This is a genomic window from Paenibacillus sp. J31R34 (genome assembly GCF_059383715.1).
In genome coordinates this window covers 29595-49954 of record NZ_JBXENU010000008.1, presented here as the reverse complement: position 1 = coordinate 49954, position 20360 = coordinate 29595, and the positions used below count along the sequence as shown (strand labels likewise).

Below are 20360 nucleotides of genomic sequence, written 5' to 3'. Positions count from 1 at the left end.
GAATTTATTTATCGGAGAAGGACGGAAGGCGTAGTTAAAGAGGTCTAGTCATATAGGACTTACAACGTAATAAATAAAAGACATAGGCGTCTGTTTGATAATCAAGAATGTTTAGATGCCTATGTCTTTTTTATTAAGGATCAGGTAGTGAAAATTAATGACCCATCATCATCGCAGGGTCCGGTGCATCCTCTTCTTGCTCGTGATCATCCCGCAGCTTCGGCTTGCGCAGGATGATACTTAATAATACTCCTGCTACTGCAATGCCCGCTGATAGGAAGAAGGTATCGCCAAAGGCGAGTGACATATTATCCAGCATGTTGCTGCTAGCGCCAGTCTCGGACATATGGACCGTGATCTGTGACGAAAAATAGCCTGTCAGACCAGCAATGGCAAAGGATGTAACGACCTGCTGGCTAGCTGATGTCAAAGGCGTTACACGGCTGACAAGTCTGCGCGGCGCAGAGTTCAACACATGGGTGTTAAGCGGCATCATGGATAAGCCCATCCCCGCTCCCATCATGCCAATAGGGATCATAACGAGACCGATTGGGGTATCCGCCCCAATTTGGGAAAGGGAGAACAAAGCGATTGTAATGATGGATAGTCCCGTTAAAGCTAACGGGCGAGCGCCCAACTTGTCAAACAGCTTACCGCTAATCGGCATAAAGATCATCGAGCAGATGGCCATCGGCAAGGTAGTCAGTCCGCTCTCAAGGGCAGAGAACCCGCGGACATTTTGCAGGTACAAAGGAATCATCAGCATCGATCCGAACAAGGCAATTTGTGAAATCCATGATAAAATAATACTGCGAGTAAAATCAGAGGAGCGGAACACGCGCAGCTCCAGCAGCGGTTGTTTTTGTAATAGCTCAACAATAATAAACAGAATGAGAGCCGATCCCCCTACGATTAATCCGGTTAAGGTTCGGGTGGAGCCCCAGTCTGTTCCCCCTTCACTGACGCCGAATGCTAGCATAGCGAATGCGATAGGAGCAAGAATCATCCCCAAAATATCGAGTGCAGGAGCTTTTTGACGTTCAAGATTCGGCAGGAATTTATTACCAACAATTAAAGCGGCAATACCGATTGGTAGATTGATTAGAAAAATCCAGTGCCATGACGCAAAGCCGATCAGCCAGCCGGATAATATCGGGCCAATGGCAGGGGCTAGCAGCATTGGAATTCCGAGCATCCCCATAACAGCGCCGCGTTTATTGGGTGGCGCCATTTTAAAGATCATGGCCATACCGATAGGGGAGACCATGCCGCCGCCAACGCCTTGAATGATTCGAAACAAAACAAGCTGCTCAGGCGTTTGTGCCAATGCGCATAGGATGGAGCCCAGTGTGAATAGCGCGATAGTAATGAGAAATATTCGTTTTGCCCCAAATTTATCGGTCATCCATCCGGCAAGCGGGATAACAGCGGATAGAGCCAGCGTATAGCCAGTGATCGTCCACTGGATCGTTTTGAGCGAGCTGTCGAAATATTCTTGCAGGTTAGGAACAGCGACATTGACGACGGTACTGTCCAGAATAACCATCATCATGCCAATAATGACGGCCAGAAGCGGTGCCAAAATCGATTTGATGGAAAATTCCGGTTCTGAGGCTAACTGTGAAGCATTTGGTGTAGACATGTGTAGGCTCCTCGCCCTCTCTTGGGTTTTGTATACCGATCTGAGCTCAAAGAACCAGTCAGCCTAGCGAGCTGCTCCTTGACGAAGGAGGAGTAGATTTCGTAAACTTGACTAGTGGTTTCTTTGTAAAACTGGTCGGTCACGCTAGGCTTTATTTTATCGATTTTTTGCTGAAAGTCAAATGATTTTGAAAGAAGGGATTTTATTGAGCCTGATTAGAGACAGAATTATTGAGTCTGCCGTCCGCCATTTTATGGAGAAGGGCTATGCGGCAACATCGATTCAGGATATTTCCGATGATTGCGGAATCGCCAAAGGCTCCTTATATAAATATTTTCAGTCGAAGGAAGAACTATTCAAGGAAGTTCACAAAAGTCGGCAGCAGCTGCTGGATGATCAGCTTGCAGGGATTCTTAAGGAAGAGGGGCTCTCGCCTCGTGAAGTTTTTGTGCGGGAAACGGAAGTGACGCTGGAGTTTTTTGTGATCAATAAGTTTATTATGCAGGAAATTAAGGAATTAATTAAAACGAAGAAGGAGCTAGCCCCTTTTTTCATCCAAATGAGAACGATGATGTACGACCTTCATAAAAACAGCCTGATTCGCCTGCTTGGAGAACAAATAACGCCTCATATTTGGGATATGGTGACGGTATATGGCGGGATCATTAAAGAGTTTAACTTCCTGATGATTTTTGAAAATAGACCGATCCGCATCCGGGATATCACCCTATTTGTTTTAGAACGGATGGAGGAAATGGCTGCAAATATTTTGGCCAAGCAGGAGAAGCCCATTTTAACGGACGTATTGATGTTCGATCGGATAAGCCAAGGAATGAAGTGCAAACAGATTTCGATGGAAGAGAAGCGCAGCCAATTGCTGGACGCCTTGCTCGCTGTAATTAAGGAACTGGCGATTACAGGCTCCAGACGGACCCAACTCGTCGATGCGACCGAGGCGCTTGCTGAGGAATTTGCACGTGACCAGCCAAAAGTGGTCATTATCCAGGCGCTGCTTGGTTTGCTTCAGCAGGAGCATGAGCTTAGGAGCCTCACCCTCCAGCTGGAGAAGCATGTGATGAAGCTTAAAAAGGATCATGTGGACCCTGGGCCATGCTAATTCCGATGTTGCCATACTGTTCGCCGCGTTTCATACGTTCAAAGGCCTCTTTGATTTGAGGGAGCTCGTACACGCGATCGATGACAGGGTGCAACTGGTGCTGCTCCATAAATGCCAGCATAGCGGCGAATTCCTCGCGGCTGCCCATGGAAGTGCCGATCACACTGACCTGAGGGAAAAATAACGCCCGGATCGGTATCGTGATTTCATCACCGGAGCTGGCACCGAAGGTGACGATGCGTCCGTTCGGCTTGATAACCTCGAAATATTGTCCGAAGGTTGCCGGTCCAATGCTGTCCAGAATCACATCAACGACATGCGGGCCCAAGCTGCTGCGCCAATCGGTATGGCTGTCTAATGCGCTGCTTGCCCCTTGGGCGATAGCCGCCTGCTGCTTGGCTTTGCTGCGGGAAGTTACACTTACCGTTGCACCTGCTGCTAACGCCATCAGCATGGCGAAGGTAGCGACCCCGCCGCCAATGCCAGGGATCAAAACATGCTCGCCCCGCTGCAATTGCCCTTTAGTGAACAGCGCCCTGTAGGCGGTCAAGGCGGATAAGGGCAGCACACCTGCTTCTTCCCAGCTTAAATAAGCTGGCTTAGGGAAAACATTTGCTGCAGGGACAATGACCGATTGGGCAAATGTCCCATTCGTCGGACCGCCTAATATGGCGGGCACCGCAGGGACCTCGGCTGTTTTTTCCCATCCTAAGCAGGGATGTATAATGACCTCGTCGCCGAGCTTGGCGAATCCGGCATTCGTTCCAATCGCTTCCACGATCCCTGCTCCGTCCGAGCCGAGAATAAGCGGAGCATCGGCAGCAGTTCGCGCATCCATCAGGAATAAATCCCGATGATTGATCCCGGCTGCCTTCAGTCTTATTTTGACCTCGCCTACACCGGGCAGCAAATCTGCCTCTTCTTCATAATTCAACCCCTCTAAACCACTTGCATTCTTATGTAAAATTGCCTTCATTTTATGTCCTCCTGCCATTAATGGTTGATGAAATACTTAGCTAACCGCATTGTACACAGTGAAAACCATTAGGTAAAATGATTGAATTAGATAGTCGCTATCATAAATAATCATAGTGGAAAAGAGTTGGTGAGATGGAGAGCGGGGATTTGCGAATATTCCGTGCGGTTGCCCACGAGGGCAGTGCGACGAAGGCGGCTGAGGCGCTGAATTATGTGCAGTCCAATGTTACGACCCGAATTCAATATTTAGAGTCGGAGCTGGGGCTCCCGCTATTCGTCCGCTCCAATCGAGGGATGACGTTAACGGAGGCGGGAGAAAATCTGCTGCAATACGCAGACCGTATCTTGGCCTTGCTGGATGAAGCGGCTCGTACAACCAAATATGCTGAGCAGCCAGCGGGACCGCTGCGAATCGGTTCGATTGAGACGACCGCAGCCACTCATTTGCTTCCGCTGCTTACCCGCTATCAGTCTGAGTTTCCTGACGTCCAGCTATCGCTAGCTACAGGCGGTACCCATTCGCTCGTGCAAAGGGTTGTGAAGGGGGAGCTTGATGGCGCCTTTGTATATGGTCCGATCGAGGAGCGGGGAATCAGCAATGTACGGGCATTTTCTGAGGAGCTGGTGCTCATATCGGAAGCTGGCGGAGACAATATGGGCGATCTGCTGGCTAAGCCGATGCTTTTTTTTGACGTAGGCTGCACGCATCGTGCCAGAGCGGAGCATTTTTTACACGCAAGCGGGCTAACCTCCTATGAAATCCGTGAGTTCGGGACATTGGATTTAATCGTGAAGGGCGTATCGGCAGGCTTTGGCATCTCTTTGCTGCCGAAATCCTCAATTGCCAAGGCGGAAAGGGAGGGAGTAGTCTCTTCCCATCGACTGCCGGAGGCTTACCGAGAGCTGCCTGTCGAATTTATTTATCGCTCAGACATGTTGGATTCAAGTCCATTATTAGGCCTGCTAGCGTTGATTGGAGAAGGGGAGAAGGTTTTATGAAGCTAGAGAAAAGAAGGAGCAGGACAATGCCCAGGTAGAATTATTGATACGGAGCTATTTGTTTAAAGCAATTTACTGTACATGCAGTAATGAGTCCATTTGGTCGAAACGACTAGCTTCCCGCAGCGTCAATCCATTGCCCAATCAGTTAATTACCATCTTATCCAATGTTCGGCAGTTATGTTGAGAGCAACATAAGTTGCTTTTGGTACGTCTATGCTACAAACAAGGGGGAGGAACATGAGGATAATATGGTGCGTTTTACTGGTGCTACTCATGGGGCTTGCGATCATAGCTTGCAGCGAACCTCAAGCTGAGAAGCTGACCACAAAGACATTGCAAGAACTCTACCCAGGGGATATTGCGAATGTGGATTCCATTGAAATTACTGACGGCAGCTCGGGCGAGCGGAAATTGTTCTCTAACAAAAAACAGATCCAAGAGTGGATCGATCAGTTGAAAAACATGAAATTTGAGCCTGATCCGAACCAAGAAGACAGGAGCGGCTTCCTGTACGCGGTATCTTTACGGGAAGGTCACGAGAGCAAGCTGGGATTCACTCCGAATTCGCAGGGCGGGCATTATTACATCCACAACGAGGAATTGAAAACCCGAATTCAAGAGTTTTTTGGAAACGGGAATTTCACAAAAAATGATGAATAAGAACCACACCAAGGCGACATTCATTGCGCTAACGGTGAACGTCAGCATTCCTATAGAGCGTTAATTAAGAGCTTTGCAAAAAGAAAAGCGCCTCGGCAGAACGAATGCAGCGTTGATGGGCAATCAAGCCAAAAGAAGCCTTTCTCGACCGTTTGGATGACGGTAGGGGAAGGCTTCTTCTATGTGCGAGCAGCCGTTCGCCTACTCGCTAGCGCTCTATAACGAATGACTAGGCGATATAAGGCTGCACAACCGCTTTCACTCGCTCGAGCCCCTCCCACATATCTCCCGGCCCATCATAGACGAGTACATAAGCGCCGTCAAATCCGGAGGCTTGTACCTGATCGAGGCAGCGGCGAAGCTCGGCTTGATCGGGATGGCCATGCTCATTATTCATCGCTTTCACATGGATCGAAACGCTGCGCAGAGCTGTGCGACCAATATCCTCATATTTGGCTGGCCCGCTGAAATTTCCGAAATCGGTAATCAAATCAAGCGAATCTCCTGCCTGCTCCAGCAGCTCCATACAGCTGTCACCTATACTCGTCAGCAATTTAAAGTTTTCGGTTACGACCTTCACCCTGCGCGAAGCGCCATAGTCTACCAGCTTAGCCAAAGCTTCGGCAGACTGGCGAATGGCCGCGTGATCAGTTGGCTCCGCTTCCCCGGCGATAATGCGCACCTGCTTGGCGCCGCAAGCTGCCGCTACGTCAATCCATTGCTGCATCAGCTGATAGTCAGCTTCTCGGCGTTCCGCCTCGGGAGATGTAAGATCGCCATAATCGACGAGCAGTGTGTCAAAGGATAGACATGCAGCCGAAAAAGAATCTTTTAGCTGCTGCAAATAGGCTGCATCCGTAGATGGAAAATGGAAATGGCATACCTCGATGGCTTGGTAGCCTTTGGCTGCTGCGACAGCTGGCAGCTCCAGCAGCGTCAGCTCTAAGGGCTGCTCATGATCCGTCGTTTGATGGGTTTGCGTCTCAGCGTCCCAAGACGTCCAATGAAGCGGGCCAAGCAGTCTATGCAGGCTCCAGCTGTTCAGCGATAAATATGACATACAACATCCCGCCTTATCTTTTCATGTGAATTACATAATAAGGTTATTGTACCACGCGCAAAATTTGCCGCAAGAGACTTTCCATTTTTCACAAAGCCTTGCTGTGGGCCGCGAGGAACCAGGACAATAGGGGCCAAATGCAATAGGACGCAAGAATATTGTCGAATTCAATCGAATGAGGGGCGGATGCAAACAAAACCCGATTTTGAATATAAGAGTCGAGGCCCTTGCTGCTGCCTCTGATATAAGCGATGATTTTAGGAAAAGCACGGTTTCCCTTTCGCTTGCTGTTGGCTAAGCCATTTCCAAGCGAGGGAGCCTGGCGAGGAATGGAGTGAACGACTAACCTATGAAAACATTTAAATCTGTTATGCTTCTCGGCCTTATGCTTTGCCTTATGCTGCCTTACACGGTCTTAGCACAGAGCGGTTCCAGTTCCAATAAAGCAATTGTTGCAAAGCCGCTTTCAGTCAGTCTGGCTTTTGACGGGGAGGAGCTGGAGCTGCCAAGCGGGCAGTATGTGTTTGAATTTCAGAGCCGGACTTATGTGCCCGTTCGATTCGTCTCTTTTGCACTACAGAAGACGGTGAAATGGAATAGCGAGACAGCGACGGTTACGGTAGCTGTACCAACGGCGGAAGAAGCGGCGGCATTGAAAGAGCAGCTCGCTGGCGTGATTGCTGCTGGAGAGGAAGCTGCTGTGGCTGCTGCTACACCAGTTTCGATTCGGCTTACAGCGGTGCAGGCTTCCTTCGTGTTTGAAGGGAAGGAGCAGGCTTTGCCCGAGAATCAGTCCGCTTATTATTATAAAGGCTCGATCTATGTGCCGCTCCGTTTTATGGCGGAAGCATCCGGTGCTGCGATTAAATGGGACAGCAAGACAGGCGCTGTAACAGGCGAAACAGCTGCGTATCAGCAGGAGCAGGCCGAAGCTGGCGGCAGTGAAGGAAGCGGCGAAGGCTCGGCGGGCAGCGGCGGTACTCAACCGGGTACCACAGAAGGCAGCCAACCAGGCACAGGCGGAAGCGGCCAGCCTGGGACCGGCGGCGGAATAGTCGACAATACGCCGAAGCTGGCGTATGAGGTCATTACAAGCGAGGCGGAAGCCAAGCTTGATACGCTCAAAACCGAAGCTACCTCGACGCTGACGAATTTGTATATGACATTTGTGGCAGCGCGGGATGAAGCGACTAAGGAGCAGGTGAAGCTGCAAGCCCAGACGGAGGTTGCCCGAATTAAAAGCGATTTTGAAGCGATATTAGCGGATACGGAAGCGAGGCTGACGGCCAACGGGCACAGCACAGCTGTTATTGCAGAGTACCGCGCCGCATTTGAGAAGGATTTGGCGACTGTGCTTTCCTATGCTGAATCGTTGGCGTAATACCCTGTATACAATAAGCAGCTCATTCTAAAGCGGGCAGGTCGCTTTGAACGTTTTATAGCTAGTCGATGAAAGGTCCCCGGGTCCACTGTCGGGGGCTTTTCGTTTATTTTTTAAATTCTAAGCGGATATAAGTTTCATCCTTATATCCGCTTAGAATTCTAGGGCAAAGCTCTTCGCTCGTCCCAGAAGGACGACGAAGTCGTTTTTGCTTGAAATATAAGCATTTATAAGTTTTGCACTTATAAATGGACTTATATTTCTCGGACTGAAACGCGCCGCGCCGCCAAAGGACGGCGACAGCCGTTTCACCTTGCAAGGTACCGTGTTAGCAAGTTGTAGCTGGGAATGAAAATTTGATACAATTAGGATCAATAATGAAACAATTTGTTTCAAAAGAGCGGAATGAAGGGATAGGAGCTGATCAAGGTGGAAACTAGGAGCAACCGTTATATAATAGGGATATGGCTTGTTATTTTGGCCGCTTGGATTTTGTTTGTGTTTCATCTCTCCTCACAGTCCTTCGACCAGCAGACGATTAAGCCGAAGCTGCAAGCGTGGATTGGGCAGGAGCAGCTGATCCGGCTATTGCCTGATTTGTCGATTACGTATTTAGGCAAGACGATCGAGGCCAAATCGAACCCGTATCATTTTGTCGAATTTATTTTTCGCAAGAGCGCCCATCTGTTCGTTTATGCTATGCTAGGAGCAATCTGGTTTATGCTGCTGCGCGTCGTCATGAAGGGTCGTTTGCTTGCGCCGGCGATGCTGTCGCTTCTTGCGGCGGTGAGCCTGGCGGCGCTTGATGAGCGCAACCAATTAACCAGCCTGAACCGGACGGGCAACCGTATGGATGTGGTCGTTGATTTTACAGGAGCGTGCATCGGAATTGCGGTGTGCCTGCTTCTGCTGGCAATGGTGAAGCTGTTTTTCAGAAAAGGAAGGTCGCGTTAAATTAAAATATAGATCCTTCTTCACAGCCCCTGTCAGACATCATTTAGAACGGAGTGACTTGTGTCTGTGAATAGCGCAAACTTAACGCTGCATACGGATAAATATCAGATCAACATGATGTATGCGCATTGGAAAAATGGAACGGCAGATACGCCAGCGGTATTCGAGGCGTATTTCCGCAAGCTGCCTTTTGGCAATGGATATGCTGTATTTGCGGGACTTGAACGCATTGTGAAATATATGGAAGAGCTGTGCTTCGGCGAAGAGGAGCTTGCCTATTTGGCTGAGCAGGAGGAGCAGTATGAGCCAGCCTTTCTCGAACGGCTGCGGCAGTTTCGATTTAAGGGCAGCATGTATGCGATGGAGGAAGGCACGATCGTGTTCGCTAATGAGCCGCTGATTCGCGTAGAGGGTACGATATTTGAATCGCAGCTTATTGAGACGGCGCTGCTGAACTTCATGAATTACCAGACGCTGATTGCGACGAAAGCCTCGCGTATTGTGCAGGTTGCGGACGGCGATACGCTGCTGGAGTTTGGGACAAGGCGGGCGCAGGAGGCGGATGCCGCCGTATGGGGCGCGCGTGCCGCTTATATCGCCGGCTTCCATGCGACGTCCAATATGCGTGCGGGAATGCTGTTCGGGATCCCGGCTAAAGGGACACATGCCCACTCCTGGGTGCAGGGGCATGATACCGAGGAAGAAGCATTCATGAAATATGCCGAGGCGCTGCCGGATCAGGTGACGCTGCTCGTCGATACGTACGATACGCTGGAAAGCGGCGTGCCGAATGCGATTAAGACGGCTCGCTGGCTCGAGAGCCAAGGCAAGCAGCTCAGCGCGATTCGCCTCGACAGCGGCGACCTCGCGCTATTGTCCAAGGAGGCGCGAAAGCAGTTGGATGCTGCGGGGCTGCCGCATGTGAAGATCGTCGCATCGAATGATCTCGATGAGACGCTGATCTTTAACCTCAAGGCGCAGGGGGCGCGCATTGATACGTGGGGTGTGGGCACGCAGCTGATTACCGCTGCGGACCAGCCTTCGCTGGGCGGCGTATACAAGCTGACCGCACGCTGGAAGGACGGGCGTTACGTGCCCGTCATCAAGCTGTCTGCGAACCCCGAGAAGGTGACGACGCCGGGGCGCAAAGATGTGTTCCGTATCCGCAACCTGAATACGGGGAAGGCGCGTGCCGATTATATTGCATTATGCGGCGAGGAAGAGAAGCCTGACGGCAGCAGGCTTAAGCTGTTTGATCCGCTGCACCCGTATTTGTACAAATACGTGAACGGCTATGAGGCTGTTCCGCTGCTGAAATGTATTTTCGACAAGGGCAGCCTCGTTTATGAGCTGCCGTCCCTTGCGCAGGTTAGGCAGTTCCATCAGGAGCAGCTGAGCAGCTTTCTGCCGGAAGTGAAGCGCAAGCTGAACCCGGAATTTTATCCGATTCATCTAAGCGAGAAAACGTGGCAGATGAAGATGGATTTGATTCAGCAGCATCAAGAGTAGCAGCGCGAATAGCTGCATCATGAGCTGCGATTAGCTGGGCGACTAGAATAGAACAAAGCAGCAGAAAGAAGGTTGTTACGATGCTGATGAATGAGAAAATCAAAGCCTCAGAGGTGGAGCTGACTGGCCTAAACGGCGAGCCGCTTGGCGTCGTTTCCCGCGCCGAGGCACTCGCGCTGGCGAAGCAGCACAAGGCAGATCTCGTATGTTTGTCCATTATGAGCAGTCCGCCGCCCTGCAAGCTGATGGGACGCGGTACTGCGAAGCAGGAGGCCAGCCAGGCCAAGCGGCAGGAGAAGGCGCAAGGCCAGCCAGTGAAGGTGAAGGAGCTGCGCCTGGGCATTGATATTGAACAGCATGATTATGACACGAAGCAGCGCCAGGCAGTGAAGCTGCTGGAGTCGGGTCATGCGGTGCAGCTCGTCGTTCGCGTTCAAGGAGGCAAGCAGGGGACTGCTGGCAAAGCGCTGCTGGAGCGCCTGCTAGCTGATCTGGCAGAGCAAGGCAAGCCGCAGACAGGCATTCAAGTAAGCGGCAAGCAGGTAATGGTACAAGTTAACCCGTCATGAATTGGCGCATAATCGTTGATTAGCATATTTTGGGATGCCCAAAGCATAAAAATCGGTTATAGTAATGATACAGAGGTAAATACTAACGCTGAGGTGATTTTAATGCCATTAAAAACACGCATTCAAGAGCTAAAAGCTCAACTTCCGAAGGAACATCAGGAATTATCCCATTATGTAGAGCATGCCCTTCAGGCGTTGGAAAACTTTGAGTCGGAGCACCGCCGTTTCGCTGCCACACAGGCAGTGGCCGGAGTGAGAATTTCGGGCGCAGAGGAAGTTGTCTTTTACGAAACGATTGCCAAGATCAAGGAAGAGCTTGTGAACACCTTGCATAAGACAGTGGAGGACTACGTTCACAAAGGCGATAAAAACTGGAGCAAAAACTTTAAAGACGGCATCGACTAGAGTGCCAAGCTAAATAACCCGACTATACAAAAAAGCAAGCCTGCCTTGACCCGCGAAAATAACACTTCGTCGGTTGAGGCAGGCTTGTTAAATTTTTAGGCTGCATAGGTAGACAAGTCGTTTAATTGGACACGTCCGGCTCTTTGAGTGGTTCTTTGTCTTTAGCCTTCTTGCGGTCAAAGCGGAATACTTTGTTCATGCCGTTGTAAATGAGCTTGGATTCCTTGGTGAGCAATGGCCCCAAAATCGCAAGCAGCAGTACATATAAGGCAGCAAAGGGCTGAAGCAATTCCATTAATCCTCCGGCTTTGCCGAGATTCGCCATAATAATCGAAAACTCGCCACGCGAGACGATCGTCAGTCCAATATTCGCAGAAGCTTTAGGCGATAGCCCTGCGCTTTTGCCCGCCAGCATGCCTGCGAGCACGTTCCCGAATAGCGTAAGGGCAACAGCACCTAGCGATAGCCATACTGCGCCTCCGAGCGCTGTTGGATCAATCGTTAGACCGAAGCTGAAGAAGAATATTGCGCCGAAGAAATCACGGAAAGGCAAGATCAGATGCTCGATCCGTTTCATATGAGCGGTTTCGGCAAGTACTAGTCCCACGAGAAGGGCGCCGATTGCTTCAGCGACGTGAATCGTTTCGGAAAAGCCTGCAACGAGAAACAACGCGCCAAAGATCAACAGAAGAAACAACTCATTCGAGCGGATATTTAATATTTTGTTCAACAGAGGAACAGCTTTGCGACCAACTACGAGTACAAGGAGCATAAATCCAAGCGCATAGGATGCGGAGAGGAGTACACCGCCAACCGAGCTGGAGCCGCTGAGTACAAGCCCGGAGAGGATGGAAATATACACAGCGAGGAAAACATCCTCGAACATAATAATGCCTAGAATCATCTCGGTTTCACGATTCGCGGTTCGCTTCAAGTCCACGAGCACCTTCGCAACGATAGCGCTTGAAGAGATCGTTGTAATACCGGCCATTATGAGCGTTTCCTCAAGCGGGAAGCCTAGGGAGAAGCCATAAACAAGTCCAAGCGTGAAATTGATAACAATATAAATGGTACCGCCTACAGCGATGTTTTTACCTGATTTCATCAGACGTCCGACCGAAAATTCCAGACCGAGATAGAAGAGCAGGAACAATACGCCTAATCGGCCGAGAAATTCAATGAAGGGGGCGCTTTCGATAAAGCGGAAATCGAAAACGCCGAATTTTGGAGCATGCGGCCCCACAGCCATCCCGATCAAAATATAAAACGGAATGACTGAAAATTTTACTTTATTTGCTAATAAGCCGACTAGGGCAATCAAAGTGACGGCGAGACCAATCTCCAGCACCAGATGATCCATAATTAACGGCTCCCATTCACGAGCAATTGCTTAAGCGTCTTAAGATGCGGGCGTTCACCTGCAACAATCAGTGTAGAGTCGGCTTTGAAAATATAATCCGGACCCGGATTAATATGCTTGCCATCTTTGTCAATCGCGGCGATAATCGTCGTCCCCGTCCGCTTGCGGATATCCGAACCCCCGATCGTTTTGCCTACGCAGCTTGCGCCGGCTTCGACTTTATACCACTCAATGGTCAAATCGTCGAGCGCGACTTCAATCGTCTCAAGCGCCTTCGGCGTATAGGTCATTCCTCCAATAATGGCAGCAACCTGACGGGCCTCCTCGTCATCCATGGATACCATGGAAATGCTGTCATCCGGATCATCATATTCAAAATGGTACATTTCTCTTCTTCCGTCATCATGGATGACGACAACGAGCTTGTCGCCGCCTCTCGTCTCCATTTGATACTTACGTCCAATGCCTGGTAAATCCGATTCTCTAATATTCATTTTCGCCAGCTCCTATATCGTGAGTTTGTGTGGTTATCGTGATAGGACGGATACGTATAATGCTGGCAATCGACTATATAAAGCTTCCGGTGAATTTAACAGGCATCAAAAATAAATCCTTTATTTGCTGCGGTATAAAGGCACGGCGAATGGATAGTGGGATCAGCCGCTGCTTTCGGCATGCGAGCAAGCCTAAAATGAGGGTGATGCCTATAAGCGTTGTCTGGGAAAGCTGCTTCAAAATACCGGAATGATATCGGATCGCCACACCATGATGATCGCCTGTTGCAATCGTTAATTGATCGGAGGGAGATTTCAGTTCGGGCAAGTCCTCCGCTTGATAAGCAAATAGTATGGCTGTGCATAGCAAGGCTAATATGATCAGGCCTTTCACTAGCCGGCTTTGCCTTGCCAACTGCTGCAAAACATGGTTGTTCACCTGTTCACCCCCTGTCTCTTATTACTATTATAAATGATTGTAGGCCGAATGTCACAAGGCTGCCGCGAAAGGTATTGACGTTGTCCCGAGTGTTGGATACACTGGGGGAATTAAATGAAATAAGCATTTTTTCCAGTTGGAAGGAGATTGAATGATGAGTGAAGCGAATAAGGCGATTTCGCCGTTAGTTGAAGCATTGGGCTTAAAGCCGCATGTAGAGGGCGGTTGGTATAAAGAATTGTGGAAGGCTTCCTTCCAAATTCCGCAGGAGCTGCTTGGTGAAGCTTATTCTGGACCGCGTGCCGCAGCGTCCTCGATTTATTTTTTATTGCACCCGCATGAGATGTCGGATTGGCATAAAGTACTATCTGATGAGCTGTGGATTTGGCATTCGGGCGGCCCAATTACGCTCTCCCTAGGCGGCACTGCAGACGATCCAACGCTCAGAAAGGAAATTATTGTAGGCGGCGATGTGCTGAACGGCCAGCAGCCGCAAGCGGTAGTGCCAGCAGGCGAGTGGCAAATGTCGCAGCCGATTGGCGATGAGCCATCGCTGTTCTCCTGTATTGTTTCTCCGGGGTTCCATTATGATGATTTCCAATTAATTAAACGTTAATCCAAACTTTCAAACGATTTTATAAAAAATCCGCCTGCATGAGGCGGATTTTTTTATTATAAGGGGATTATGCTGCATGCTAGGAATCGAGCAGCAGAGCTTATCTACGCCTCTGCACGAGTATCCTCGCAAGCCTGCTGCTCCTGCTTCCTGTGCCAGCGGATGAACAGCTCGGCAAGTTCAGGGTCCCACTGGGTTCCCTTGCCTTCCTCCAAGATGCTGAGCGCTTTGCTCACGGTCATGCCCTTGCGGTAGGGGCGATCAGAGGTCATCGCATCGAAGGCATCGGCGATGGCAATAACCTTGCCGAGCAGCGGAATATTTTCGCCTGTCAGCCCGTCGGGATAGCCTCTGCCATCAAAGCGCTCATGATGGGAGCGCACGCCCGGAAGCAGCTGCTCCATTGCGTCAGCCGGCTCAATGCGTCGCAAAATATTTTCGCCTAAAATCGGATGCTGCTTGATCTGGTCGAACTCCTCATCGGTCAGCTTGCCGTCCTTCAGCAGCACGGCGTCGCGGACACCGATTTTGCCAATATCATGGAGCAGCGCCGATTTGCGAATCGTAGCCAGTACGGAATCGTCCCAGCCAGCGAGCTGCCCGATGAGGACGGAATATTCAGCTACGCGCTCCGAATGTCCTGCAGTATAGTGGTCGCGGGCTTCAAGCGCCGCAGCGAGTGTAATGAAATAGCTTTGCAGCAGCTGGGCATTGCGCTTCTCGCGTTCCTTCAATCCATCGACCATATGATTAAAGCCGGCAACGAGCTTAGAAAATTCATCCGAATAAATATCCTCGGCCTTACGGTCGAGATTGCCCTCCTGAACGCTGACCATCGCCTGCTGGAGCGTCTCAATGGGCGACTGAATATCTTTGGCGAGCAGAGATGCGCTAAGCCAGGAAAATAAAATGCCAATAACGAGAATGATGATGGCCCATTGCCAATAGGCGGCGGAAGTGGAGTCGGTACTGGCGAAACCCTCTATGCGAATTTGCGTTGCGAGGCTGAACATAAGCATCGGCAGCGTCCCGATAATAAAAGCGCTGAGCAAAAACTTGCGCCTGATCGTCATCAAAACCTGCCCCTCGAGCGTCAAATCAGCGTTAAACCGTTTAATATGCAGCGCGCGTATATGCGTAATGAGCGGTGGGATCGCCCTAGTTGTCAGAAAAAACTCAAGCATGGCATGCATCGCCGCAATAAGCACCGCACATGCCGCACCTATTGCAATATAGTAGTAAGGAAATACGATCCATTGCAGCTTTATACCTATATAAGTGAGACTGCCCACGGGAATCGCCAGACCTAGAAAGTGGGGGCCGACGATTCGCTTAACCGATAGGAGCGGAAAGTTATGTACTTGCAGATAGGCCTCTCGGAGCTGGGCAGAAGTAGCTTCTATGTGAAAAATAACGCGTATAGGCTTGATGTGCCGCTTGAAAGCCAGCCATTCGCAGCTGAACATGATGAGCAGCGAAACGATGAGCAGAAGCGCCAGCCGAAAAAATTCAATGCTGGTCAGCTGTAAGGTTGAAAAAATCAAAATGCTTCCAACCCCAAGTACAGCGACAGACCCGCCAAACAGATAATTACGGATAAGCTGAACAAGAAATTTTTTGAAAATAAATACATCAGGCTGTTCATCGCTTATCATTTGTTTCATAGACAGGCTCCTCACTTCAAGTGGAAAATGAGATTTCTGAAGACCAACCTCTTCTACAGGTTATCACACTTGCAGAAGACCGCAATAGAAAGTTGAAAGCCGCAATTATCATCGTAGACAGGGCCGAGAAACTGCTATATGATGAACCAATCGTAAGTGGATCGGAACGTCACATACTTAGCTAGGCAACATAAAGGAGCGAGACAAATGCGCGAGGCGCTATGGTCGAAAAATTTTATTTTATTAATGGGCTCTAATCTGCTGTTGTTTATGGCCCTTGAAATGCTGCTGCCGACACTTCCTGTGTTTGCCGCGGAGCAGGGGGGCAGCCAAACGCAAATTGGCCTGATTATGGGCTTATTTACGTTTACGGCCGTCCTTTCCCGGCTTGGAACAGGCTATGGCATTAAGCGGCTGGGCCAAAAGAAGCTGCTGCTTCTCGGAGTAGCTATAAGTCTTATCGCGCTTACCGGCTATTATTTAGCTGCGACGCTTGCTGTGCTGCTGGTGCTGCGCGTCGTGCACGGCATCGGATTTGGTATTGCAACGACGTTGTTTGGCACAGCGGCATCCGATTTAGTGCCAGCCTCTCGAAGAGGAGAGGGCATGGGCTTTTTTGCAACAGGGAATTCGATTTCATTCGCTCTAGGTCCCTTTTTTGGCATTTGGATCATGACGGAATATGGCTTTAAGGCGCTGTTTTTAATTGGAGCAGTTGTTATACTGCTTAGCTTGATCAGTACCTGCTTTGTGCGCTTTCCGCGTGTGGAGAAAAAGGTGCCAGCCGCAGCGCCTGTAATAGAAACGGGAAACTGGATGGACAGCGTCGTGGAGCGCAAGGCGTTTATGCCTTCGCTGCTTGGCTTGCTTATCGGCATCCCCTTCGGCACGGTGCTCAGCTTTATCGCCTTGTTTGGCAAAGAGCAGGGCCTAGGCAGTGTCGGCATTTTCTTCCTTGTCGTGGCTATCAGCGAGTTTCTGATCCGCTTTATTAGCGGCCCGTTGTTCGATCGCAAAGGACGCATGTGGGTGCTGCTGCCTGCTGCTATTCTATGCATTATTGCTAGCGTCATGCTTTATTTTACGCATTCTACAGCGATGCTGCTGCTGTCGGGCCTGTTTTATGGCTTTGGCTTTGGCGCCCTATTCCCAGCGCTTCAGGCTTGGGTTATCGATCTCGTAGAGCCAGAGCGCAGAGGCGTAGCGACGGCAACCTATTACAATGCTTTTGACATCGGTATCGGAAGCGGTTCTATTTTGCTGGGAGCCGTAGCCGCTGTGACGAATTATTCGACGATGTATTTGCTGTCCGGCGGATTTTTCGTCCTCTACATTGTGCTTTATGTCGGTTTTGAGCGCAGGCTGCGCCGCAAGGCCATGAGAAAGCCCATACAAGCCTAGCATTGACATGTCAAAGCTATAACGGAAACAGCCCTTCACCATTTAAAATGGCGGAGGGCTGTTTTGCTGCTATACCGGAATTTTGAGCTGCTGTCCGATGTAGATGCGGTCGGGATTTTTAATTTGGTTTACGTCGCGAATAGCTTGCCACGTCGTGTTATAGCGCTTCGCAATCGACCAGAGCGTATCGCCTTTTTTTACGGTGTACTGGGCATAGTCGGCAGCCGTCGCAGGCTCCTCCTGAGTAGTGCTTGGCGCCGTAGACGATGGGGCGGGCTGAATGACCTCAGGCTTTGGCTTCGTCCCGCCAGACGAGGCAGACGGGGCAGACGGGGCAGACGGAGTAGACGAAGAAGCAGCGGAAGGCGTAGCGCCCTCCGTAATGCGGCCCTGAGCAGCGGGGCTTGCCGCTGTCTCATGCTCCCTCAAATAGCTCGTTAGCGCTTCGTCCAGCGCGCCAAACATGCCGGCCTGGGGATAGCTGGCGAACATCGTGTATTCATCCCCGCCTGCGGCCATAAAATCATTCGTCGCAAGCGTGTATTGTTTTTTCGCATCAAGAGGAGCGCCGCCTATGGTAACGGAATGAACGCGCGAGCCTTTTGCCTTGGCGGTATCGATTTTGAAGGCGATGCCGGATACTTGCGGAAAAGCGCCCTTCGGATTCGGATAATCCGACACGCCATTTTCCAACGCGGCTTTAATATCGGCGCCTGTTACGTTAAGCGTCACGATTTGATTGCCGAAAGGCAGCACCGTAATAATCTCGCCTAGCGTGATCGTTCCTTCATCAATTGAAGCGCGGATACCGCCGCCATTCATTATGGCGATATCGGCCTTCGTGATTGAACGCAGACTGTCGGCAATCAGATTGCCCAGATTTGTTTCTCCTGCGCGAACCTGCTCCCGCTCGCCATCAAGCTTCACGGCCGTTTCGCCAATCTCGCTTGAGAGAACTTCCTGCTGCTCAGCGACGATGGAATCGACCAGCTCGGCGATTTTTTTGTCGGGTGCAATTGCAGCAGCGGCTTTGTAGTCAATCAGCTTTGCTTCCTTGCTGACTACCTTGTCTTGATCGATCCATAGATCGACGACGCCAATGTATTTGGTATATTCGCCAGCGCTGGCAATAAGCATGCCATGGCCTGCTTCAAGCCCTTTTTGCAGCACCGTATGGCTGTGTCCATCAATAAAAACATCAATGCCAGCGACTTCCTTGGCGATGCCAAGACTTGTATCGGCGCTGGATTCATCCTGTCCGATATGTCCTAATGCAACAATGACGTCTACCTGATCCTTCAGCTCGGCGACAATAGCCTTCGCCTCCTCGGCTGGGTCGGTGAACACAAGCCCGTCCACATTTTTCGGATGCGTCTTGTAGGCGGTTTCAGGTGTAGTCAGGCCGAAAATACCGATTTTTACGCCGTCCACCTCTTTAATAACATAAGGATGAAACAGCGGCGAATCGTCTTTCTTTACTCTAATGTTGGCGCTCAGAAGCGGATATTCCATTTGGGGTTCAAGTTCCACGAGGCGGTTGTAGCCATAATTAAATTCATGATTTCCGGGGACGGCCGCATCGTAGCCCATTGCGTTCATGACGCGCACGACGCTTTCGCCTTCTACGAGGGTTGCGAAGGTAGTGCCGTGAATGGCATCGCCGCCATCAAGCAGGAGCGTATTCGGATTGCTGGCCCTGTAGCTGTCGATGATTCCGGCAAGCCGTGCAAAGCCGAGTTCACCATTGCTTTCGGATTCGACTGCTCTGGCATGCATATCATTGGTGTGCAGCAGCGTAATATGCTTGCCGTCCTTCTCTCGGGTGGATGCAGCCGCCGAGACGCTTGCCGCGCCTATAAGTAGAGCCGCGGTCAAAAGAATAGATGTGAACCACTTAAACTTGTTCAACATAGCAGGTGATACCTCCCATCAGAATGTCGTTTATGGTCGCGCCTTATACGTATTCCACATGATGACATGAAAATCCTGTCCAAAAGCTGTAGTTGTTGTTTTGCTTTTTTCCTTATATAATGAAACTGAAATATTGCTTATTTTTCTTTGAACATATTCTCAAGATAGATAAATGTGGAAGAGCGACTCACCAAAGGAGATGCCTGATGGAGGAACTCAGCGACAAAAAGATGAAAATGATTGAAGCAGCGCGCATGTATTATGAGCTTGACTACAATCAGCAGGAAATTGCCAAGAAGCTTGGCGTGTCACGTCCAACCGTTTCGCGTTTTTTGCAGCAGGCGAAGGTTGACGGAATCGTACAGATCAAAATTATGGACCCGGCAGCCGACAACGCGGAGCGCGAACGGCAATTGCAGGAGCGCTTCGGCTTGAAGCGCGCTATTGTAGCTACGGTGCCTAAATATGAGGATGCGATGGCCAAGCGTGTCATTGGTGAAGCTGCCGCTGCGTTTCTAAATGAAACGGTGCAGGATGGCGATACGATAGCCGTAACCTGGGGCACGACGCTGTATGAAGTAGCAACTAGGCTGCCGAACAAGCATGCGAAGAAGGTCAAGGTCGTTCAGCTCAACGGCGGTGTCAGCCATTCCGAGACCGATACGTATGCACACGAAATCGCGCAGCTGTTCGCTAAAGCTTATCAGACGTCGCCCTATTTGATTCCGCTTCCTGCTATTGTTGACCATGCGGTCGTGAAGCATGCGATTGAAGCGGATCGTCATATACGCAAAATTCTTGATATGGGCAAAAAAGCGAATATCGCAGTTGTGACCGTAGGGGCGCCAACCGAGGATTCGGTGCTGATGCGGGCGAATTATTTTTCCGATGAGGATTTGGGCATTATTTTCTCGCGCGGCGTAGGGGATATTTGCTCAAGATTCATAGATATCGACGGGCAGTTGGTCAGCGAAGAGCTGGACCTGCGCACGATTGGCATTGATTTGGGCGAGCTGAAACGCAAGGAATGGTCAGTACTAGTAGCTGGCGGCCCAAGCAAAGTCGAAGCAGTATATGGCGCGCTTGCTGGACAATATGCGAATACGTTGATTACCGATCACATTACGGCGAAGCATTTGCTGGATTACAAGCCGGAAGCGTGAACGGGATGGGCTAGAGAGATGATAGGTGGAGGGAT

General features: G+C 50.3%; 19 protein-coding genes. 11 read left to right on the top strand and 8 right to left on the bottom strand.

Annotated features, from left to right (window positions below; translation table 11 throughout):
• Positions 1-154: 154 nt before the first annotated feature.
• Positions 155-1642, bottom strand: a complete 1488-nt coding sequence (locus AC50YG_RS21570) for a DHA2 family efflux MFS transporter permease subunit (protein ID WP_494829458.1) — start codon at positions 1640-1642, stop codon at positions 155-157.
• Positions 1643-1847: 205 nt separating this feature from the next.
• On the opposite strand from AC50YG_RS21570, the gene AC50YG_RS21565 reads away from it, so the two are divergent.
• A complete protein-coding gene (locus tag AC50YG_RS21565) occupies positions 1848-2759 on the top strand; it encodes a TetR/AcrR family transcriptional regulator (RefSeq protein WP_494829455.1) in 912 nt (303 codons plus the stop codon).
• Here the strand turns inward: AC50YG_RS21565 and AC50YG_RS21560 are convergent.
• Entirely contained in the window at positions 2725-3735 is a 1011-nt protein-coding gene (locus AC50YG_RS21560) for a zinc-binding dehydrogenase (RefSeq protein WP_494829450.1), read from the bottom strand. The genes AC50YG_RS21565 and AC50YG_RS21560 overlap by 35 nt on opposite strands.
• A 134-nt stretch (positions 3736-3869) precedes the next feature.
• Between AC50YG_RS21560 and AC50YG_RS21555 the strand changes: the two genes are divergently transcribed.
• Complete coding sequence (locus tag AC50YG_RS21555) at positions 3870-4736, top strand: LysR family transcriptional regulator (RefSeq protein ID WP_473756855.1); 867 nt, start codon at positions 3870-3872, stop codon at positions 4734-4736.
• Positions 4737-4976: 240 nt separating this feature from the next.
• Positions 4977-5399: a hypothetical protein gene (locus tag AC50YG_RS21550; protein ID WP_494829448.1), complete on the top strand. Its 423-nt coding sequence runs from the start codon at positions 4977-4979 to the stop codon at positions 5397-5399.
• A gap of 229 nt (positions 5400-5628) precedes the next feature.
• Here the strand turns inward: AC50YG_RS21550 and AC50YG_RS21545 are convergent, their stop codons facing one another.
• Positions 5629-6459, bottom strand: coding sequence for a sugar phosphate isomerase/epimerase family protein (locus AC50YG_RS21545; protein ID WP_473756853.1), 831 nt, complete (start codon positions 6457-6459; stop codon positions 5629-5631).
• Between the two features lie 349 nt (positions 6460-6808).
• Between AC50YG_RS21545 and AC50YG_RS21540 the strand changes: the two genes are divergently transcribed.
• The 5 genes from AC50YG_RS21540 to AC50YG_RS21520 all read left to right on the top strand — a co-directional run bounded on the left by AC50YG_RS21540 (position 6809) and on the right by AC50YG_RS21520 (position 11277).
• On the top strand, positions 6809-7840 hold the full coding sequence (locus AC50YG_RS21540) for a stalk domain-containing protein (protein ID WP_494829445.1): 1032 nt from the start codon (positions 6809-6811) through the stop codon (positions 7838-7840).
• Between the two features lie 429 nt (positions 7841-8269).
• On the top strand, positions 8270-8794 hold the full coding sequence (locus tag AC50YG_RS21535; protein ID WP_494829443.1) for a VanZ family protein: 525 nt from the start codon (positions 8270-8272) through the stop codon (positions 8792-8794).
• 66 nt (positions 8795-8860) lie between these two features.
• Positions 8861-10303, top strand: coding sequence for a nicotinate phosphoribosyltransferase (locus AC50YG_RS21530; protein WP_473756850.1), 1443 nt, complete (start codon positions 8861-8863; stop codon positions 10301-10303).
• Positions 10304-10383: 80 nt separating this feature from the next.
• The gene (gene infC, locus AC50YG_RS21525; protein WP_473756848.1) at positions 10384-10872 is read left to right on the top strand and encodes a translation initiation factor IF-3; all 489 of its coding nucleotides are present in this window, start codon (positions 10384-10386) and stop codon (positions 10870-10872) included.
• A 102-nt stretch (positions 10873-10974) separates the two neighbouring features.
• Positions 10975-11277 carry a hypothetical protein gene (locus AC50YG_RS21520; protein WP_473756847.1) on the top strand — a complete coding sequence of 101 codons (303 nt, stop codon included), beginning with the start codon at positions 10975-10977 and terminating at the stop codon, positions 11275-11277.
• Between the two features lie 121 nt (positions 11278-11398).
• On the opposite strand, the gene AC50YG_RS21515 is transcribed toward AC50YG_RS21520, so the two are convergent.
• The 3 genes from AC50YG_RS21515 to AC50YG_RS21505 form a co-directional block, all read right to left on the bottom strand.
• Positions 11399-12637, bottom strand: coding sequence for a cation:proton antiporter (locus AC50YG_RS21515; protein ID WP_494829440.1), 1239 nt, complete (start codon positions 12635-12637; stop codon positions 11399-11401).
• 2 nt (positions 12638-12639) lie between these two features.
• Entirely contained in the window at positions 12640-13131 is a 492-nt protein-coding gene (locus AC50YG_RS21510; protein WP_046229531.1) for a cation:proton antiporter regulatory subunit, read from the bottom strand.
• 73 nt (positions 13132-13204) lie between these two features.
• Positions 13205-13570 carry a hypothetical protein gene (locus AC50YG_RS21505; protein WP_341280684.1) on the bottom strand — a complete coding sequence of 122 codons (366 nt, stop codon included), beginning with the start codon at positions 13568-13570 and terminating at the stop codon, positions 13205-13207.
• Positions 13571-13724: 154 nt separating this feature from the next.
• Between AC50YG_RS21505 and AC50YG_RS21500 the strand changes: the two genes are divergently transcribed.
• The gene (locus AC50YG_RS21500; RefSeq protein ID WP_046229529.1) at positions 13725-14186 is read left to right on the top strand and encodes a cupin domain-containing protein; all 462 of its coding nucleotides are present in this window, start codon (positions 13725-13727) and stop codon (positions 14184-14186) included.
• Between the two features lie 104 nt (positions 14187-14290).
• Here AC50YG_RS21500 and AC50YG_RS21495 read toward each other — a convergent pair whose 3' ends face one another.
• The gene (locus AC50YG_RS21495) at positions 14291-15850 is read right to left on the bottom strand and encodes an HD domain-containing phosphohydrolase (protein ID WP_494829437.1); all 1560 of its coding nucleotides are present in this window, start codon (positions 15848-15850) and stop codon (positions 14291-14293) included.
• A 207-nt stretch (positions 15851-16057) separates the two neighbouring features.
• Here AC50YG_RS21495 and AC50YG_RS21490 point away from each other — a divergent pair, with 207 nt between their 5' ends.
• Positions 16058-17251 (top strand): MFS transporter, encoded by a 1194-nt coding sequence (locus AC50YG_RS21490; protein WP_494829435.1) that lies wholly within the window; start codon positions 16058-16060, stop codon positions 17249-17251.
• Positions 17252-17320: 69 nt separating this feature from the next.
• Here the strand turns inward: AC50YG_RS21490 and AC50YG_RS21485 are convergent, their stop codons facing one another.
• Complete coding sequence (locus AC50YG_RS21485; RefSeq protein ID WP_494829866.1) at positions 17321-19159, bottom strand: 5'-nucleotidase C-terminal domain-containing protein; 1839 nt, start codon at positions 19157-19159, stop codon at positions 17321-17323.
• Between the two features lie 209 nt (positions 19160-19368).
• Between AC50YG_RS21485 and deoR the strand changes: the two genes are divergently transcribed.
• Positions 19369-20325 carry a DNA-binding transcriptional repressor DeoR gene (gene deoR, locus AC50YG_RS21480; protein ID WP_341280694.1) on the top strand — a complete coding sequence of 319 codons (957 nt, stop codon included), beginning with the start codon at positions 19369-19371 and terminating at the stop codon, positions 20323-20325.
• The last annotated feature ends 35 nt before the right edge of the window (positions 20326-20360 follow it).

Bases quoted from the DNA above. Each gene is read 5' to 3' on its own strand.
- AC50YG_RS21515 (WP_494829440.1), bottom strand. From the start codon at position 12,637: ATGGATCATCTGGTGCTGGAGATTGGTCTCGCCGTCACTTTGATTGCC.
- AC50YG_RS21520 (WP_473756847.1), top strand. From the start codon at position 10,975: ATGCCATTAAAAACACGCATTCAAGAGCTAAAAGCTCAACTTCCGAAG.
- AC50YG_RS21510 (WP_046229531.1), bottom strand. From the start codon at position 13,131: ATGAATATTAGAGAATCGGATTTACCAGGCATTGGACGTAAGTATCAA.
- deoR (WP_341280694.1), top strand. From the start codon at position 19,369: ATGGAGGAACTCAGCGACAAAAAGATGAAAATGATTGAAGCAGCGCGC.
- AC50YG_RS21540 (WP_494829445.1), top strand. From the start codon at position 6,809: ATGAAAACATTTAAATCTGTTATGCTTCTCGGCCTTATGCTTTGCCTT.
- AC50YG_RS21545 (WP_473756853.1), bottom strand. From the start codon at position 6,459: ATGTCATATTTATCGCTGAACAGCTGGAGCCTGCATAGACTGCTTGGC.
- AC50YG_RS21500 (WP_046229529.1), top strand. From the start codon at position 13,725: ATGAGTGAAGCGAATAAGGCGATTTCGCCGTTAGTTGAAGCATTGGGC.
- AC50YG_RS21555 (WP_473756855.1), top strand. From the start codon at position 3,870: ATGGAGAGCGGGGATTTGCGAATATTCCGTGCGGTTGCCCACGAGGGC.
- AC50YG_RS21495 (WP_494829437.1), bottom strand. From the start codon at position 15,850: ATGAAACAAATGATAAGCGATGAACAGCCTGATGTATTTATTTTCAAA.
- AC50YG_RS21570 (WP_494829458.1), bottom strand. From the start codon at position 1,642: ATGTCTACACCAAATGCTTCACAGTTAGCCTCAGAACCGGAATTTTCC.
- AC50YG_RS21490 (WP_494829435.1), top strand. From the start codon at position 16,058: ATGCGCGAGGCGCTATGGTCGAAAAATTTTATTTTATTAATGGGCTCT.
- AC50YG_RS21560 (WP_494829450.1), bottom strand. From the start codon at position 3,735: ATGAAGGCAATTTTACATAAGAATGCAAGTGGTTTAGAGGGGTTGAAT.
- AC50YG_RS21550 (WP_494829448.1), top strand. From the start codon at position 4,977: ATGAGGATAATATGGTGCGTTTTACTGGTGCTACTCATGGGGCTTGCG.
- infC (WP_473756848.1), top strand. From the start codon at position 10,384: ATGCTGATGAATGAGAAAATCAAAGCCTCAGAGGTGGAGCTGACTGGC.